18 protein-coding genes and 1 pseudogene are annotated in these 17,205 nt (G+C 30.5%); 12 read left to right on the top strand and 7 right to left on the bottom strand.

Going from position 1 to position 17,205, the window contains the following annotated elements; translation table 11 throughout:
• Positions 1–18 precede the first annotated feature (18 nt).
• Entirely contained in the window at positions 19–816 is a 798-nt protein-coding gene (locus PG912_RS11215; RefSeq protein WP_275687595.1) for an energy transducer TonB, read from the top strand.
• A 90-nt stretch (positions 817–906) separates the two neighbouring features.
• Here the strand turns inward: PG912_RS11215 and lysS are convergent, their stop codons facing one another.
• Both lysS and PG912_RS11205 read right to left on the bottom strand, forming a co-directional pair.
• Positions 907–2,604, bottom strand: a complete 1,698-nt coding sequence (gene lysS, locus PG912_RS11210; RefSeq protein WP_275687594.1) for a lysine--tRNA ligase — start codon at positions 2,602–2,604, stop codon at positions 907–909.
• Positions 2,605–2,972: 368 nt separating this feature from the next.
• A complete protein-coding gene (locus tag PG912_RS11205) occupies positions 2,973–3,473 on the bottom strand; it encodes a DUF456 domain-containing protein (RefSeq protein ID WP_275687593.1) in 501 nt (166 codons plus the stop codon).
• Positions 3,474–3,713: 240 nt separating this feature from the next.
• On the opposite strand from PG912_RS11205, the gene PG912_RS11200 reads away from it, so the two are divergent.
• From PG912_RS11200 to PG912_RS11175, 6 genes are all read left to right on the top strand, one after another.
• Positions 3,714–4,631: a hypothetical protein gene (locus tag PG912_RS11200; RefSeq protein ID WP_275687592.1), complete on the top strand. Its 918-nt coding sequence runs from the start codon at positions 3,714–3,716 to the stop codon at positions 4,629–4,631.
• Positions 4,632–4,635: 4 nt separating this feature from the next.
• Complete coding sequence (locus PG912_RS11195) at positions 4,636–5,001, top strand: BlaI/MecI/CopY family transcriptional regulator (protein ID WP_275687591.1); 366 nt, start codon at positions 4,636–4,638, stop codon at positions 4,999–5,001.
• Positions 4,998–6,365, top strand: a complete 1,368-nt coding sequence (locus PG912_RS11190) for a M56 family metallopeptidase (protein ID WP_275687590.1) — start codon at positions 4,998–5,000, stop codon at positions 6,363–6,365. Before PG912_RS11195 ends, PG912_RS11190 begins: the two co-directional genes overlap by 4 nt.
• Positions 6,350–6,532 (top strand): energy transducer TonB, encoded by a 183-nt coding sequence (locus tag PG912_RS11185; protein ID WP_275687589.1) that lies wholly within the window; start codon positions 6,350–6,352, stop codon positions 6,530–6,532. Before PG912_RS11190 ends, PG912_RS11185 begins: the two co-directional genes overlap by 16 nt.
• A gap of 6 nt (positions 6,533–6,538) precedes the next feature.
• Positions 6,539–7,792, top strand: coding sequence for a tetratricopeptide repeat protein (locus tag PG912_RS11180; protein ID WP_275687588.1), 1,254 nt, complete (start codon positions 6,539–6,541; stop codon positions 7,790–7,792).
• A gap of 153 nt (positions 7,793–7,945) precedes the next feature.
• Complete coding sequence (locus tag PG912_RS11175; RefSeq protein ID WP_275687587.1) at positions 7,946–8,305, top strand: hypothetical protein; 360 nt, start codon at positions 7,946–7,948, stop codon at positions 8,303–8,305.
• On the opposite strand, the gene PG912_RS11170 is transcribed toward PG912_RS11175, so the two are convergent.
• From PG912_RS11170 to PG912_RS11160, 3 genes and pseudogenes are all read right to left on the bottom strand, one after another.
• Positions 8,274–8,813: a hypothetical protein gene (locus PG912_RS11170; protein WP_275687586.1), complete on the bottom strand. Its 540-nt coding sequence runs from the start codon at positions 8,811–8,813 to the stop codon at positions 8,274–8,276. The two genes, PG912_RS11175 and PG912_RS11170, sit on opposite strands and share 32 nt — an antisense overlap.
• 68 nt (positions 8,814–8,881) lie before the next feature.
• Positions 8,882–9,442 (bottom strand): Crp/Fnr family transcriptional regulator, encoded by a 561-nt coding sequence (locus PG912_RS11165; RefSeq protein WP_275687585.1) that lies wholly within the window; start codon positions 9,440–9,442, stop codon positions 8,882–8,884.
• A gap of 3 nt (positions 9,443–9,445) precedes the next feature.
• A pseudogene (locus PG912_RS11160) lies at positions 9,446–10,953 on the bottom strand (GH3 auxin-responsive promoter family protein).
• 66 nt (positions 10,954–11,019) lie between these two features.
• On the opposite strand from PG912_RS11160, the gene PG912_RS11155 reads away from it, so the two are divergent.
• Positions 11,020–11,814: a DUF2797 domain-containing protein gene (locus tag PG912_RS11155; protein WP_275687584.1), complete on the top strand. Its 795-nt coding sequence runs from the start codon at positions 11,020–11,022 to the stop codon at positions 11,812–11,814.
• A 120-nt stretch (positions 11,815–11,934) separates the two neighbouring features.
• Here PG912_RS11155 and PG912_RS11150 read toward each other — a convergent pair whose 3' ends face one another.
• A complete protein-coding gene (locus PG912_RS11150) occupies positions 11,935–12,687 on the bottom strand; it encodes a carboxy terminal-processing peptidase (protein WP_275687583.1) in 753 nt (250 codons plus the stop codon).
• Complete coding sequence (locus tag PG912_RS11145; RefSeq protein WP_275687582.1) at positions 12,672–14,054, bottom strand: S41 family peptidase; 1,383 nt, start codon at positions 14,052–14,054, stop codon at positions 12,672–12,674. The genes PG912_RS11150 and PG912_RS11145 overlap by 16 nt, the downstream gene beginning before the upstream one ends.
• Positions 14,055–14,442: 388 nt before the next feature.
• On the opposite strand from PG912_RS11145, the gene PG912_RS13845 reads away from it, so the two are divergent.
• The 4 genes from PG912_RS13845 (at position 14,443) to PG912_RS11130 (ending at position 17,204) form a co-directional block, all read left to right on the top strand.
• On the top strand, positions 14,443–14,682 hold the full coding sequence (locus PG912_RS13845) for a 5'/3'-nucleotidase SurE (protein WP_408648392.1): 240 nt from the start codon (positions 14,443–14,445) through the stop codon (positions 14,680–14,682).
• Between the two features lie 2 nt (positions 14,683–14,684).
• Positions 14,685–15,488: a 5'/3'-nucleotidase SurE gene (gene surE / locus PG912_RS13840; protein WP_408648391.1), complete on the top strand. Its 804-nt coding sequence runs from the start codon at positions 14,685–14,687 to the stop codon at positions 15,486–15,488.
• 10 nt (positions 15,489–15,498) lie between these two features.
• Positions 15,499–16,608: a lipid-A-disaccharide synthase gene (lpxB, locus tag PG912_RS11135; RefSeq protein WP_275687581.1), complete on the top strand. Its 1,110-nt coding sequence runs from the start codon at positions 15,499–15,501 to the stop codon at positions 16,606–16,608.
• Between the two features lie 80 nt (positions 16,609–16,688).
• The gene (locus tag PG912_RS11130) at positions 16,689–17,204 is read left to right on the top strand and encodes a C40 family peptidase (RefSeq protein WP_275687580.1); all 516 of its coding nucleotides are present in this window, start codon (positions 16,689–16,691) and stop codon (positions 17,202–17,204) included.
• Position 17,205: the final 1 nt, after the last annotated feature.

Here is a 17,205-nt window from a genome sequence, read left to right as displayed (position 1 = left end):
AATATAAAAAAACAAAAAATGAAAGGAAGAATAACTGTTGCCGCAATTTTAGTAATGATAGTAAGTTTTGTTGTTTTTGGCTTTGTAAATAAAAAGGAAACAAAAAAAGAAATTACATCAGTAACATCTGTTAATGTTGTTTCTACAGATTTTGAGAATTCTATTTTAAAATCAACACCTGTAAGAAAACTGACTTACTATGTAAGAGGAGCGAATAACAAAACAATTACAGAAGGTGAATTAAGTAACGTAAAAAATTTAAAAGAAGTATTTGAATATTACCCAACGAGTTGGATTGAAGAATACGTATCCATAGAAATTACTCGAGTCTCAAACAACAAAGAGATTAAAGAAATATGCAAGAGTATTGCTTTAAATGCAAAGCAACAAGCACTTTTTAGAAACGCTAAAGTTGGAGATGATTTACGAGTTAAAATTGTTTATAAAACTAAAAATGCAGCTCAAAACTCTTTAAATACAAGTGAAATAAAAAAGATTCTAACTGTTGTTCCAGATGTTTCGGCTCGTTTTGAAGGAGCAGAAAACGCTCTAGAATCTTATTTAAAAAACAATAGTTCTACAGAAATTAAGAATTGGAAATTTAATCCAACACAAAGTGCTACTGCTAGTTTTATGATTGATGAAAAAGGAGCAGCAATTAATATAAATATTGTAGAATCTTCAGGTATCATATCAATTGATAAATCAATAGAACAATTACTAGAGCAAATGCCTAAATGGATACCAGCAAAAAATAGCGCAGGAAAACCGGTAAAGCAAAAATTTGAATTAACGATTGGCGATTCAGGTTGTTAATTGAGATATAATTTTAACTTATTTAGGAGTGTCAAAAACTAAAAAAGCAACCTTATTTAGGTTGCTTTTTTTAATATATTTAAAAGGATATTATGCTATTTCAACAAATAAACCTTCGTCATTTTTTTCAACTTTAGCTAATTTATTTTTGGTTAAACCTTTAATCGTTTTGTCCCATTTTTTATTAGATAAACCCGATTGTGTTTTTAAATCATTTAAAGCAATCTTTTCAGCTTTTTCAATCAAAGCTAAAACTGCTTTTTCATCGTCGTTTAATTCAACAGCAGGTGCTTTTTTCTCAGGTCTCATTTGAGGGAAAAATAACACTTCTTGTATCGATGCATTGTTGGTTAAATACATAATTAAACGGTCCATACCAATTCCTAAACCAGACGTTGGAGGCATTCCGTATTCTAAAGCACGTAAAAAATCATGATCAATAAACTCACTCGCTTCATCATCACCACGTTCAGCTAATTTAAGTTGCGCTTCAAAACGCTCTCGCTGATCAATTGGGTCGTTTAATTCAGAATATGCATTGGCAATTTCTTTACCACAAACCATTAACTCAAAACGTTCTGTTAATTCAGGGTTGTCTCTATGTTCTTTACATAAAGGAGACATTTCCTTCGGGTAATCAGTAATAAAAGTAGGCTGAATGTAATTTCCTTCACATTTTTCACCAAACATTTCATCAATTAATTTTCCTTTACCCATGGTTGCATCCACCTCAATTCCCATTCCTTTAGCAGCTTCAAAAAGCTCGCTTTCAGACTTTCCGATAATATCAAAACCAGTAAAATGTTTTATAGAATCTGCCATCGTAACTCTAGCATACGGTGCTTTAAAATCAACTTTATGTTCACCAAAAGTTGTTTCAGTTGTTCCGTTAACGGCAATAGCACAATGTTCTAATAATTTTTCAGTAAAATCCATCATCCAGTTGTAGTCTTTGTAGGCTACATAAATTTCCATTGCTGTAAATTCAGGATTATGAGTTCTGTCCATTCCTTCATTTCTAAAGTTTTTAGAAAACTCATACACACCATCAAAACCACCAACAATTAACCTTTTAAGATATAATTCGTTAGCAATTCGCATATATAACGGAATGTCTAATGCGTTGTGATGCGAAACAAATGGTCTTGCAGAAGCACCACCAGCAATTGGTTGTAAAATTGGAGTTTCAACTTCAAAATAACCAGCATCGTTAAAAAAGTTACGCATCGCAGTAAATAACTTGGTACGCTTTACGAAAACTTCTTTTACGTGTGGGTTTACCACTAAATCGGCATAACGCTGACGGTAACGCATCTCAGGATCTGTAAACCCGTCAAACGTATTTCCTTCGGCATCAACCTTTGGTAAAGGCAATGGTTTTAAAGATTTACTTAATAATTTAAACCCTTTTACCATTACTGTTTTTTCACCAACTTGAGTTGTAAATAATTCACCCTCAATACCAATGAAATCACCAATATCTAATAATTTTTTATATACTTCGTTGTATAAAGTTTTGTCTTCTCCAGCACAAATTTCGTCTCGATTAAAGTAAACCTGAATACGACCTTCGCTATCTTGTAATTCAGCAAACGATGCTTTTCCTTGAATACGACGACTCATTAATCTACCAGCAATTACCACCTTTTTCCCTTCTTCAAATTCCTGTTTAATAACTTTCGAATTTGAATCTAGTGGAAATAAATCAGCAGGGTACGGATTAATACCTAATTCACGTAGTTTTCCTAACTTTTCTCTACGTACAACTTCTTGTTCTGATAATTGCATGGGTTGTTTTTTATAATTTTTAATAAAGCCGCAAAGATACAATCAATTGCAGAATTAAACAATGCTTAAGAAATTGGAATTTTCAAAAAAAAAACAATAAAATCTTGGTGGAGTTAAAAAAGGTTGTATATTTGCAGGCTGCTTTTTTTTAAAGGTAGCATTTAGTTGTGTTGTTAGGCACTTTAAATAGTGTCATGGTTTTGTTAACCAATGGAAAGCTTCCCTGAGATGGGTTGCTTTTTTTTTGCCTTAAATTTAAGTTTTTACTTTTTTTTTGAAGCTATTTCCCGCTTTCCGCACTCGCTCTCTGCGAGGAGCTCAAACAATTGCTACAATCGGGGCTAAACTTATTTATTAAGGATACCGCATTATATAAATGAACTTTTGTATTCCCAAAGTGTCGTAAAAAACAATACAAAATAAACAATAGCGATCGAAAATTTAATGGTGGCAGAGGTAAGAAAACCCAATAAAGCACCAAAGGAAGCTTTAATAGCTCTGTTGGTATCTTTACTATCATAGATTAATTCACCAATAAGCGCACCCAAAAAAGCACCAATTAATATTCCAAACGGAATAGGAGAGAGTAAACCTATAATAAGCCCGATCGTAGTACCGTACACTCCATATTTAGTACCGCCAAAACGTTTTGTTCCCATAGCAGGAATAAAATAATCGAGAATAAAAATAATGATAGCAATTACTAAGGTAATTCCAAGAAAAGTCCAGTTTTGCGGAACAGCATTTGTTAAATGTAATAACAACAAGCCAATCCAACTTGTTATTGGACCAGGTAAAACCGGTAAAAAAGAACCGATAATTCCTAAACAAACAAAACAAAACCCCAATACTGCTAAAAATATATCCATTTAAATAATTGATTTTTATTAAAAATAATAACTATACTCCACATTATAATATCAAACTTATAAGTATGAGATTCTGAAATAAATTCAGAATAACGCAAAAATGTTCATATAAAAACATCTACAAGCTTAATGATTGTCTACTGTTAGACGAATATACACATGTTTCGTTACATTTTTTATAACTAAAAAATTAGTTTAAACTAATTTTTTAGTTATATTTGAAGAGTTAAACTTTATAATATGACCATAATAAAAAAACGAAACATCGTTTTTGTAGTAATTTTTTTAACAAGTTTTTGTTTTTCACAACAAAGAGCTGCTAACATTGATGTACCAAAAATTAAAAATCCGAGGTTTTTAAAATCAACAGAGCCAACAATATATATAGATCAATCGCATCAAAATTTTCATCAAAAAGAAGGCCGATTTAAACCTTTTGCTGATTTATTGGCTGCAGATGGTTATAAAGTAGATAGCATCATCAATTTAAAAAATTTAAAAATCGATGATATTCTAATAATTTCCAATCCGATACATCAAAAAAATGTTAGGAATTGGAGACAGCCAATCCACAGCGCATTTACTAAAACGGAAATTGCCTTTATACAAAATTGGGTAAAAAAAGGAGGTAAATTATTATTAATTGCAGATCACATGCCTTTTGCCGGAGCAGCAAATAATTTAGCAAATGCTTTTGGTTTTAATTTTTGCGATGGTTTTGCTTATCTACAAAAAGAAAAAAGAAACTTGCCTGATGTTTTTTCGGAAGATAACGAGCGATTGGTCAGCTCAGAAATTACCAATGGAAATTTAGGTAAAAAAATAAATGCGGTAACAACGTTTACAGGCTCGTCTTTTACAATTCCGAAAGCAGCAAAAGAAATTTTAAAATTCAAAAAAAATGATTACTGTTTAGCACCTGAAGTTGCTTGGCAATTTAATGATGAGACTCCTAGGCATGATTTAAAAGATAAATATCAAGGAGCAATTTTAAAATATGGAAAAGGAAAAATAGCAGTTTTTGGAGAAGCAGCAATGTTTACCGCACAAACAATAACAAATAATTCGGGGATCTATAAGTTTGGATTTCATGCTAAAAGCGCACCCAATAATGTAGCATTTATCAGAAATTTATTATTCTGGTTCAGTAAAAACTAAAAATATGAAACAATTAACAAAAGCAGAAGAACAGATAATGCAAGTTTTATGGCAATTGCAAGAAGCATCCGTGAAAAGTGTGATAGAAGAATTACCGATTCCGAAACCGGCATACAATACTGTTTCAACAATTATCAGAATTTTAGAAACTAAAGAATTTGTGGGGCATAAAACAAAAGGACGAGGTTATGTGTATTATCCGTTAATAGAAAAATCGTCATACAGCAACCAAAGTTTACATAAGTTAATGGATGGTTATTTTGGAGGTTCATTTAAAAGTATGGTGTCGTTTTTTATGAAAGAAAATGAGATGAATATTAACGAGCTTGAGAGTATTTTAAAAGAAGCTAATAAAAATAAAAAGTCATGATAAACTATATAATTCAAGTCATCTTATTTCAGGCATTGTTTGTTGCCGTTTATGATTTTTTTTTAAGTAAAGAAACCTTTTTTACTAAAAACAGGTGGTATTTATTAAGCACATCGGTTATTTCATTCTTATTACCGCTTTTTAAAATACCAACCATACAAAAAGTAGTTCCGTTAGAATACACCATTTTATTACCCGAAGTAGTTTTGTCTCCACAAAGTGTATTGGAAAAAGCAGCTTGGTATCAATCTATAAATTATTTAGATGTATTGTTTGTAGTTGGGAGTTTACTGTTTTTAACCATTTTTATTATAAAACTACAGCGAATTGTCCGTTTGGTTTTTAAATACGGAAGTGAGAATAAACAAAACTACAAATTGGTATTGCTACCTAAAAATGCCAAAGCATTTTCGTTTTTCAACTATATATTTTTAGGAAAAGGAATTCCGGCAGAGAAACAAGAAAAAATAATTGAACACGAGTTAGTACATAGTACACAAAAACACACCTTCGATTTATTATTTTTCGAGTTTTTAAGAATATTCATGTGGTTTAATCCGATGGTGTATGTGTATCAAAACCGCATATCGTTGGTACACGAATATATTTCAGACGATGTAGTAACGAAATCAACCGAAAAAGAAAATTACATTAATAATTTATTATCAGATATTTTTCAGGTAGAAAACATCTCATTCGTAAATCAATTTTATAAGCATTCATTAATTAAAAAAAGAGTTATTATGATGACAAAAGGAAAATCAAAACAAATTAAACAAGTAAAGTATTTATTATTAATTCCGTTATTGGCAAGTATGCTGTTGTATGCGGCGTGCAGTGATAATGAGACTACTGAAGAGGAAGTTATAGTCAAAGGAAAATCAACTTTATATTTACAGTCTAAGGATGGGGTAAAAGAGTTTAAAACCTTAGAAAAAGAATCTTATTTTGATATGATGATGGCTTTTGAAACTCCTAATTGGGAAGAAGTGAAATATAAAAATTTAAAATCGTACGAAAAAGAAGAATACGATGCATATTTATCTAAGATTGAAAATATGGATAGTAAATTTTCTGATGTAACAACAACGAAAATATTCATCAACGAAAAAGGAAGAAAAACAATTGTTAATATAACAGATATATATAAAGTTAAGAAAATAACAGAAACTAAAGAATACGGCGAAGACGTTCCGTTTGCAATCATAGAAAAAGCACCAACGTTTCCTGGTTGTGAAGAAGGAGATAAAAGTTGTTTGAATAAAAGTCTTCAGCGTTTTGTTGTAGATAATTTCGATACCAAATTAGCAAATACTTTAGGAATGAAACCAGGAAAAAAAGAATCTATGTGCAGTTTAAAATAGATAAAGATGGTAGCATTACAGATGTAAATGCACGTGCACCTCATCCGAAGTTAAAAGAAGCTGCAATGGAAATGATTAAGAAGCTACCCAAAATGAAGCCAGGTGAACAAAGAGGTAAAAAGGTAAGAGTAGGATATACACTTCCAATTACTTTTGAGGTTAAATAAAGTTATATGAAAAAGAAAATTTTAATTATTGTTCTTATTATTTCATTTTTAAAAGTCGGGGCGCAAACCTCGACTTTTATTTCTGTAGATAGTTTAGTACATATCGGGCGTTATCAAAAAGCATTAGTACAACTTAAAAAAATGCCAGAGAGTTATCAATCAAACAAAAAAATTGCAAGTATTTATAGTTCGATTGATAACTATAAACAAGTGTCGAAATATTACGAAAAAGCATTATCACTAAATAATGGGTATTCGGTTAAAGTAGCTTTAGGGAAAAGTTATCAGAAAGAAAAAAGGTTGCAAAAAGCAATTACAGTTTTTGAAGAAATTACAAATACAGATTCTGATAATTTATTAATAAAATATCAATTAGGTAAACTGTATTTGCAAACGAAACAACCTAAGAAAGCAAAGCTTATTTTTGAGGAACTTCTAAAAAAGGATGAGAGTAATGCTAATTATCATTACCAAATGGCAATTGTATATGCATTATTAAAAAAGAGAGATTTAAAAATTAATAGTTTTTTAGCAACTTATAAAAACGACAACGAACATATAAAAGCAATTCATCAATTAGCGGTTGCTTACACGCTTTTAAGAGATAAAGATTCGGCAAATATTTTTATAGATAGAGGTTTAAAAGTTAACACGAAACATATTGCCTTAAATAAATTAAAGATTAATAAATTATATATAAGCAAAAAGTATGAAAATGCAATTGCCTTGTTGGTTAAGATTGATTCATTAGAACCGAACGAACATTATACGAAAAAGATGTTAGGACGCAGTTTTTTTAAGTTGAAAGACTACGAAAAAGCAAGAAACAATTTTAATAAAGCTCTAAGAATAGATAGAGCTGATTTTAAATCATACACGTATTTAGGGGATATTGATTTTGCTGAAAAAGACTATAAAAAAGCTCAGCTTCACTATCGAATTGCAACGTACTTAGGTAAAGAAAGGAGAGATAACGAATATTATCAGTTAGCAAGAACTTATAAAGAATTAGGCAAGCCAAAAGAAGAAATGAATGCTTACCGAAATGCTTATACAGAAAACTATAAGAATTACAGAGCGTTATTTCAATTAGCTAATACTTCTGAAAATTTTTATAAGGATAAGAAAATAGGATATAAGCATTATAAAAATTACCTGAAGAGGTTTGAGACTAAGGATTCTTTACTGACGAGTCAGGTAAAAGTGCGGCTTAAAGAAATAAAAAAGTATTATTTCTTAAAAGGAGAACTGCTAGAGTAAATCATTTTTTGTATTTTCATCTCAAAGTCAGTGAGATGCGGTTTTTTTATGTGATTTTTTTTATAGTAATTTTCACGAGTTTAAGTTGTGGTTTTTTATCAGAAGATGATAAAAATCACAACTTAAATACTGTTATTGATTATACAAAAGTAGATGTTTCTCCGACTTTTAAAAACTGTAAAAATTTATCGATTAAAAAAAAATAGCGTTTGTTTTAGTGAGGAGATAAATAAAAGAATACAAGCCACTTTAATAACTTATAACTTTGTAGCGGAGGAAGATATTAGTGAAGTTATTTTAATTGATTTATTAATTGATAACAAAGGTAATTTTAGGCTTAAAAAAATTACAGCATCGATAGCTATTAAAAATCAATTTCCTAAATTAGATAGTGCTATAAGAAATGCGATTAAAAAATTACCAAGAATTACGCCTGCTTTTAAAAGAGGTGTTCCGGTAATTACACAATATCAATTGCCTATTAAAATAGTAGCAAAAGAGGTAATAGACTAAAGGGGAACAAAAAAATGATAAGACTCATTAATACCCAAAAAGAGAAAATTAGATATTGAGTAATATCCATTTTAATGTTCTTTTTCTTTTTAATGACTGTTTTTAACTCTTTAATTGATAAAGCAAGTAATTCTTGTTTGTTAAGTTTTAGGTCTATAATTCCATTTACTTTTATTCCTGCTTTATATCCTTTAAAAACATCTTTGGGGTAATTAAAGAGAGAAAACCCCATTGCCCATAAGCTCATAAAGCCAATAGGAAGATGTTTCCAAAATCCTGTTGATATTTCCCAACCAGCAATAAAAGCTTCACCTTTCCATGTTGTATCGCAACTATACAAAACATGTTGAATGTCATGAATGTGAATAACATCTTTTCTTAACTGAGAATTGGGAAATTTTAATGAGAAAAACCTGAATTTTAATTCAAAAGTATCTTCACTTTCACCACCATCTTTAGCGAAGTTGTTTTCTTTATAAAATTGCTGTAAAGCATCTGCTATTGTCATAGTTTGTAGATTGATAAGACAAAGATATTTTATGCTTTCTTAATTATTCTTGATAATTATCAATAAAATTACTTTGCTCTTATTCTACAAAACGTTTCAGGAGTCATTCCTAAAAAAGAAGCAATATGTTTTGCTGAAATTCTGTTAAAAAGGTATGGTTTTTTGTTTAACAAGATTTCATAACGTTCTTGTGCAGTATGTAGTTGCAAGTTATCAATGCGTTCAACGAGATCTATATAAATTTGTTGCAAAAATAAGCGTCCAAAACGTTCAAATTTAGGATTCGATTCAAATAAATTTTCTAAATCTGAATGTGATATTTTCAAAACCTCTAAATCTTCTAAGGCTTCAATATTATATTTACTTTTCTTACGTTGAATAAAACTATCAATGGTGGTAATACTTTCTTGTTCTACAGAAATATGAACCGTAATATCTTTTTCTTCCTTGTAATAAAACACACGAGCTGCACCAGATGTAATTATATACATATGGTTACAAATTCTTCCTGCTTCATGTAAAATATGATGCTTCGGGTATTTTTCAAACTCCATTATATTTTGGAAAGCTTCTGCTAACTCAGGATTTTCTAATAATAAAGAAGCATTTTGCTCTAAGAACGAATTCATAATTTACAGTTTTAATAATTCGTCAACAAAATCACGTTTATTCGATAAGCGAGGTACTTTATGTTGGCCACCCAGTTTTCCTTTTTCTCGTAGCCAATCGTAAAATAAATTTTCACGAGCTTCATGTATAATCGGCATTGCCAATGTTAAATTGTTGTAGCGTTTAGCCTCGTAATCTGAATTGATGGTTTTTAAAGAATTATCTAATAATTCGGTAAAGTATTTAAGATTTTTAGGCGCTTTACTAAACTCGATAATCCACTCGTGACCGCCACTTTTTTTACCATCCATAAAAATAGGTCCAACAGTGTAATCTTTAATATTTGCATCGGTTTTTTCGCTTGCTGCTTTTAATGCTTTTTCAGCATTTTCTATAATTAGTTCCTCGCCAAAAACGTTAATATGATGTTTGGTTCGACCGGTAATTTTAATACGATACGGATCTGTTGAAGTAATTTTAACAGTGTCGCCAATTAAATAACGCCATAAACCACCATTTGTAGTAATTACAATGGCATAATTCACGCCTTTTTTAACTTCGAATAAAGGAATTGTAACAGAATTTTCTCCGTTATAAGTATCCATCGGAATAAACTCATAAAAAATACCATAATCTAACATTAGCAGCATTTCATCAGAATTATTTCTGTCTTGAATTCCAAAAAAACCTTCTGAAGCGTTGTAGGTTTCGTAGTATTTAAAATCCTTTTTCGGAATCAGTTTTTTGTATTGTTCACGGTATGGATTAAAGTTTACGCCACCATGAAAATACACTTCTAAGTTAGGCCACACTTCTAAAATATTATCTTTTCCTGTTTTTTCTAAAACACGATTTAATAAAACCAACATCCAGCTAGGAACACCAACTAAACTCGTAATATCTTCGTTGATAGTTTCATCAATAATAGCTTCCATTTTAGTTTCCCATTCAGCCATTAAAGAAACTTCCTGGCTAGGAGCAGAGCTAAAGTCTGCCCAAAAAGGCAAGTTTTCCGTTATAATTGCGGATAAATCCCCAAAATAAGAATTATTATCTTCGTAAATAGCCGTACTACCACCTAGTTTTAGTCCTTTACCTTTAAACATCTGCGTGTCTTCATTATTATTAATGTATAAACACAGCATGTCTTTTCCTGCTTTTAAATGACAGTCTTCTAAAGCTTCATCACTAACAGGTATAAACTTACTTTTAGCATTGGTGGTTCCGCTACTTTTTGCAAACCAATGAATTGGTGTGGCCAAAATAAATTTTGTTCCCCTTTTCTACAGCGTTCAATAAGAGGTTCTATGCTTTCGTATTTTTGAATAGGAACACTAGATGAGAAATCAGTGTAATTATGTATTGATGCAAAAGAATGTTGTTTTCCGAACTCGGTATTCTTAGCGGTATTTAGTAATTTTTGTAACAGCTCATTTTGCACATCAACAGGATATTTTAAAAACAATTCTACTTGATGTTTACGCTTTTTTAAAAACCAAGAAATGATAGAATTTATAAATGGAAACGACATATATTACCTCTTAATTTAATTTTTTTACTGTAAGTTTGTGAAGCTAAAAGTAATAAAATTTAAGACATGCAATACCAAGGAGTTTTAAAAAAAATGATAACTGAAAACTTAGAGACGGTTCAATATTATTTAGATATGAAAACCGATTTTATAAATATGAATCAGTTGCTAAATAAGAATATAACATTAAGTTTCGTTAAATATGAATGTTTAAACTGTCATTTAGAAAAAGAGGTATACCGTCAAGGATTTTGTAAAAGTTGTTTTTTTGATACACCAAATGCTGGAGATTGGATTATGCGACCTGAATTAAGTAAAGCGCATTTAGGAATTGAAGATCGCGATTTAGAGTATGAGAAAAAAGTACAATTAAAACCGCATATTGTGTATTTAGCAAACTCTAGTAATGTAAAAGTTGGTGTTACCAGAAAACAGCAAGTGCCAACACGTTGGATAGATCAAGGAGCGCATGAGGCAATTGAAATTGTTGAGGTTCCGAATCGTTATTTAGCAGGAATTACTGAAGTTGCTTTAAAAGAGCATGTAGCTGATAAAACTAATTGGCGAAAAATGCTTAAGAATGATGTTGTAGATGAAAGCTTAGTGTCTTGGCAAGAAAAATTACGCGAATTTATACCTGCAGAAGCGCAAGAGTATATTATAGAAAATAATAAAGAGACTGTTATTAATTTTCCGGTTGAAAAATATCCATTAAAACCTAAAAGTTTAAATCTTGTAAAAGAGCAAACTTATACGGGTGCTTTAGTTGGGGTAAAAGGACAGTATTTAATTTTTGAAGACGAAACTGTTTTTAATATTAGAGCTAACGAAGGTTTGGTGGTGAAAATAGAAGTGGGATAGGTGGTATTATATAAAAAGTCGTTTAAAAAGCGAAATTTCCGTCATTCTGAATCAAGTTTAGAATGGCGTAAAAATATAATTTAAAGAGATATAAAAAAAGCAGCCAACTGGCTGCTTTTTTTATTGTTTTACAATCGTATAGTTTTTATTCATTTTAAGCTCGCTTAGTACATTTAGCGCTTCGTTTAAATAAATGTCTTTTTTTAAGTTCTTGTGCCATACCACACGTTTTTCTTTTAAAACAGTATCTTTTGTAAATAGGTTTAGCTCGTATTTTGGTGAATTGAAAGTTAAGTTAGAGTCAAACTTATAAATGTCTTTAAATTGTTTGGCTTCTTCTATTTTAGTATGACTTTCTTTTTTAAAAGTAGTATAGTTTAAAGAATAGACTCTTTCTTCTTGGCTTTTCTTTAACCATTTAGCGTATTCATTAATCTTCTTAAATTTTTGATTGTTTAAAATACGTTGCTGACTATTGTAAACAGCATCGCCAAAGTTACTGTATGAATTTGTAGCATTATATTTAGCTTGTTGCACCTTATCCCAAGGTAATGCACCATCTAAATCGCGTTCACCAAATTTCATATAACTATACCTACTTGGTAATGATATATCAGAATATACACCTTCAATTTGAGTAGAGCCTCCGTTTATTCTGTAGAATTTTTGGATAGTCATTTTTAAAGCTCCTAAATCACTCGGATACTTTTCGTAAAAACGATTGATAGGTAACACATTTTGCACGGTTCCTTTTCCGTAGGTTTGTTTACCGCCTATAATTACCCCACGTTTATAATCTTGCATAGCAGCAGCAAAAATTTCAGAAGCAGAGGCAGAAAATTCATTTACCATTACTACTAAAGGCCCTTCCATTGAATTTTAGCATCAGTATCATTTTTTACTAACGGTTCTTCATCTCTGTATTTTACTTGTACAATCGGTCCTTTTTCAATAAATAAGCCACCAATTTCAATAGCTGTTTTTAAAGAACCACCACCATTATCACGTAAATCAACAATTAATCCTTTTACGTTTTCTTTTTTTAAACGCTCAATTTCTTTTTCCATATCCTTAGCAGCATCTCTACGACTTAAGTCATTAAAATCGATATAGAATCTTGGTAAATCTATAATTCCGTATTTTTCACCATTTTTTTCAACAATACTCGATTTCACAAACGTTTCCTCTAGTTCAACAACATCTCTAATAATAGAAATAACTTTAGTTGAACCATCAAATTTTTTCTTAACAGTTAATCGAACTTCTGTTCCTTTTTTTCCTTTGATAAATTTAATAGCATCGTCTAAACGCATTCCAACAATATCCAAAGGTTTTGCATCACCTTGTGCTACTTTTAAAATAATATCCTCTGGCTCTAAATCACCTTGTTTCCAAGCTGGACCTCCAGAAATAAGCTCAATAATATGGGTGTACATCCCTTTTTTTTGTAAACGAGCGCCAATTCCTTCTAATTTACCTGACATTTCTTGATCGAAACGAGATTTTAAACGAGGAGACATATAAGTTGTATGTGGGTCGAAACCACCAACGACACTATTTAAGAAAGTAGAATACCAATCAGAATTTTCAAGTTCATCAATACGTTGGTATAATTCGTTCATACTTTTTAAGACTTCTTTTCTAGCTTCTGCTTCAAATTCAGAAAATGTTTTCTTTTTAAAATTTTTATCCTTTTTAACTTTTTCTTTTTGTAAATCTTCCGAGTCTTCAACTCTACTTAAAATAGATAATTTTAATTGTTTTCTCCAATAATCTACCAATTCACTTTCGTTTTTAGCAAAAGGTACTTTGTCATAATCCATATCAATAACTTCCTCTTTTTTGTAATTAAAAGATTCGGTTAATAGGCTACGGTAGTTATTTTTGGCAACTCCTAATTTTGTTAAAAATCGATTGTAAACTAATTTATAAAAATCAAGTTTACTATTTTTTAATTGATCATCAATTTGATATTTAAATTGAGAAAATTCTTTTAAATCTTCTTGCGTAAAATATCTTTTACTAGGATCTAAGTCGTTAATAAATGTTGTATATACATGTTCAGAGAAATCATCATTTAAATCTTTCTGAACATAATGATATCTACTTAAAATATTTTTTAAAACATATATAATAACCCTATCTTTCTCAGGATCTGCTTTTGAAATAGTATTCGAATAAGTTGTGTTTGAAAATAATAGCGTTATAGCTAAAAAAGGAATGATAAATTTCGTCTTCATGTATCTTCTGTCTTTAATTGTGTTCTAACATTGCTAAGCTACTAAAATAATGCCAATTTTTAATAGTAGTGTTTTTTTTGTCGTTTAAATAAGTAAGTAGTTACAAGTCGTAAATTTATTTTTTAAATTTAATGAGTTTTTAACCTTAATTTAAAAGTTAAAAAAGAACATTCACTAAGAGTTATAGGAGGTATTTACGTTTTCTTAAGTAGTTACTACTGATAAAAAAGTACTCACAATAAAAATAGATAAATAAACAATAAATCGTAACATGTTGTTTGTGTTTGATTACTACAATTTTACGTATAAAATAAAGGAGTATGTCTTTACAAAATGTTAAAATAATAATGCTTTTTTTATGTTATATTTGTTGTAAAACTAATACACTATGCAAGAAAGACCCTTAATCTTGGTAACGAATGATGACGGAATTACCGCGCCAGGTATTCGTATGCTTATTGAAATAATGAATAAAATAGGTGACGTTGTTGTTGTTGCTCCTGATAGTCCGCAAAGCGGAATGGGACATGCAATTACGGTAGACAATGTGTTGCGTTGTAATCCAATTACAATTGATGAAGGCCGCAAATTGAGTATAGTTGTTCTGGTACACCTGCCGATTGTGTGAAGATGGCAAAAAATGAAATCTTAAATAGAATTCCAGATTTATGTGTTTCAGGAATTAATCATGGTGCAAATTCATCAATAAATGTTCTATATTCAGGAACGATGAGTGCTGCTGTTGAAGCAGGTATTGAAGGGATTCCTGCTATTGGTTTTTCGTTATTAGATTTTGATTGGCATGCCGATTTTAGAGCAGCTAAAAAATACATTGAAAAAATAGTATTGAATGTTTTATTAAACGGTTTACCAGATGGGGTAGTGTTAAATGTAAATATTCCGAAGTTAAAAGAAGATGAAATAAAAGGCGTACGTGTTTGCCGTCAAGCAAATGGTTATTGGAAAGAGAATTTCGACAAACGTAAGAGTCCGTACGGTAAAGAATATTATTGGTTATCAGGTGAGTTTGTAAATAAAGATAAAGGACAAGATACCGATATTTGGGCGTTAGAAAATGGATTCATTTCAATGGTTCCTGTTCATTTTGATATGACAGCACATCATGCAATTCAAAAAATTAAACTCATGGGACATATAAATAAAGAAGTTGTAATAGGCATTTTAGCATCTATAGTAGCAACATCATGTGGACTTTTTATTTATTTAGAATTTATATCTGCGGATACCATTTCAGAAACATTTAAAAAAGTAATAGAAGGTGGTGTTTTAGGATCGGTTTTAGCATTGGCAGCGATTCCTAATTTATTTGTTTTTTGGGTATTTTTAAAAAAGAATCAAGATTATAGAGCAAGAGGTGTTTTAATAACTACGGTAACTGTAGCGCTGGTAACACTAATTTTAAAATTTATTTAAGTAAATTATAATGAAATATTATATTCTTGTAGGAGAGGCTTCAGGTGATTTGCATGGCGCTAATTTGATGAAAGCTTTATTAAAAGAAGATCCATCCGCAGAAATTCGTTTTTGGGGTGGTGATTTAATGCAAGAAGTAGGAGGTACGCTTGTAAAGCATTATAAAGAACGTGCTTTTATGGGCTTTATAGAGGTGTTAATGAATTTGCGAAAGATAGTTGGAATGCTATCTTTTTGTAAAAAAGACATCGCTAAATTTAAGCCAGATGTGTTAATTTTAATTGATAATTCTGGTTTTAATCTTCGGATAGCTAAATGGGCTAAAGAACATAATTTTAAAACCAATTATTATATATCGCCACAGGTTTGGGCAAGTAGAGCAGGTAGGGTAAAAGATATAAAACGTGATGTTGATGCAATGTTTGTAATCCTTCCGTTTGAAAAAGATTTTTATCAAAAATATAACTACGATGTGCATTTTGTAGGGCATCCGTTGATAGACGGAATTGCGGGTAGGAAACAAGTAGATGAAATAGCGTTTAGGAAACAGCATGATTTAGGAGGTAAAGAAATTATTGTTTTGTTACCTGGGAGTAGAAAGCAAGAAATAACAAAAATGTTATCAGTAATGCTTTCTTTAGTGGCCGATTTTTCTAATTATCAATTTGTTATTGCAGGAGCTCCGAGTCAGCCTTATGAATTTTATCAAGAATTTATTGGCGATAAGAATGTGAAATTTATCAATAATAAAACATACGATTTATTAAGTATTTCACATGTAGCTTTGGTAGCATCAGGAACCGCAACTTTAGAAACAGCATTGTTTAAAGTGCCGCAAGTTGTTTGTTATAAAGGAAGCAATATTTCATATCAAATAGCAAAACGAATTATTACTTTAAAGTATATTTCGTTGGTGAATTTAATTATGGATAAAGAGGTGGTGACTGAATTGATTCAGAATGATTTTACGAAAGTAAATCTTACGAACGAGCTAAACCGTATTTTAAAACCTGTACACCGAGAAGAATTGTTTTTATCGTATTTCGATTTAGAACAAAAATTAGGAGGCAAAGGAGCATCAGAAAAAACAGCTAAATTAATTGTAAACGGATTGCAATAATAGATATCTTCTCGTGCGTAGTTGGGAGACATCAAAAATGAGTAGAATTAAATATCGACTACGTTCGATTTAACAATAACATGATAAAAAAATCACTTTTCATTGTACTTCTTTCTTTTTTAATGGTTTCCTGCGGATCATCAAAAAATGTAAGCGTATATAAAAAAAATAAAAAAATAAAAAATAAGCAAACTCCCTCAACAGGAAAACCTACCAAAGCAGATAAAATTGTTTGGACAGCGGTAACTTATAAAGGCGTGCCTTATAAATATGGTGGAATGAGTAAAAGAGGCATGGATTGCTCTGGTTTAATTCATACTTCTTTTAAACAACGCGAAGTTCAAATTCCTAGAACATCGCGTGCAATGTATGCTAAGGGGTATGGAATTTCTTTACGAGAAGTACAAAGAGGCGATTTGTTGTTTTTTAGTACTTCAAGAAAAGGTGGCGGAGTAAACCATGTTGGTTTGGTTACTTCTATAAAAAAAGGAGATATACGTTTTATACATTCTACAAGTTCTCGCGGAGTTATCGTTACTTCGTTGCACGAAAATTATTGGCGTAAAGCATTTATAAAAGCGAAAAGAGTTTTATAAT

This window comes from Tenacibaculum retecalamus (genome assembly GCF_027941755.1).
GTDB classification, from domain to species: Bacteria; Bacteroidota; Bacteroidia; order Flavobacteriales; family Flavobacteriaceae; genus Polaribacter; species Polaribacter haliotis_B.
This window is presented reverse-complemented; position numbering and strand designations above follow the sequence as displayed.